Origin of the sequence: Collinsella sp. AM24-1 (genome assembly GCF_003470325.1) — a bacterium.
Classification (GTDB): domain Bacteria; phylum Actinomycetota; class Coriobacteriia; order Coriobacteriales; family Coriobacteriaceae; genus Collinsella.
The window spans coordinates 1-1,034 of the sequence record NZ_QRHM01000055.1 but is presented as its reverse complement, the minus strand read 5'-3'; the positions used below and the strand labels follow the sequence as shown (position 1 = coordinate 1,034).

Below are 1,034 nucleotides of genomic sequence, written 5' to 3'. Positions count from 1 at the left end.
CCGAGCAGGAGGCCGCGGTAGCCGACCGACCCGTCGGACTCGAGGTTGTCGACGGTCGCGGCGACGGAGCCCAGCACGGGGCCCCTCTCGGAGCCGAGCGTCAGGACCCCGCCGGAGAACGACGAGCCCGCCGGCGAGCCGGAGACGGAGAGGGCCGAGCCGGACAGGCGCTCGCCGGCGCCGCGGAAGGCGCCGCCGGCCGGGCCCGGCGCGGAGCCGCCCTTGGGGACGAGCACGACCTGGACGGCCTGGACGGCCTTCGCCAGGCCCACCGTGCCCGCGGACGCGCCGTCCTTGGCCCAGCCGAGCCAGCCGTAGTCGGCGCAGTGCACGCGGTACCAGACGTCGTAGGACGAGGCGGCCTCGCCGGAGAGCCTGAACTGGAGCGCCTCGACCGCCAGGGAGCGCCCGGTGGTGCCGGCGGCGCCCGAGGTCCAGCCCTGCCAGCCGACGTTCGAGACGTGGGCCCTCACCTCGAGGGATGAGGAGCCGTGCCCGTACCAGGACACGGAGCCCGAGAGGGCCTCGAGGGCGCGGCCCTGCCCGGTGGTGCCGGCCACGGCGCCGTCCGAGACGGCGCCCTGCCAGCCGATGCCGGCGACGTGGGCGCGGTAGGAGACCGAGGGGGGCTCGGAGGACCTGTCGACGAAGGGCGTGGAGGTGTCGCCCGGGGCGGGGTCGCCCTTGGGCAGGACCGCGACCTGGACGGCCTGGACGGCGCGGCCGTAGCCCGCCGAGCCGGCGTCGGCGCCGTCGCACGCCCAGCCGAGCCATCCGAACTCGGCGGAGTGGACGCGGTACCAGACGGTGTAGCGGGCCGACAGGTCCGCGGACAGCCTGACCCTCAGGGCCTCGACGGCGCGGGCCTGGCCGGTGGTGCCGGCGGTGCCGCCGTTGCCGACGGCGGCCTGCCAGCCGACGTTGGAGACGTGGGCCTCGACGGACAGGGCGTCAGAGCCGAGGGGCTCGCCGGTCGAGGCGTCGGACAGGACGAGGCGCAGCGCCTCGAGGGGGAGCCCCCTGCCGGTCGTGCC

The 1,034-nt window shown here is 77.1% G+C and carries 1 pseudogene; it reads right to left on the bottom strand.

Annotated features, from left to right (window positions below):
* A pseudogene (locus tag DW661_RS10000) lies at positions 1-1,034 on the bottom strand (hypothetical protein); the annotation flags it as partial.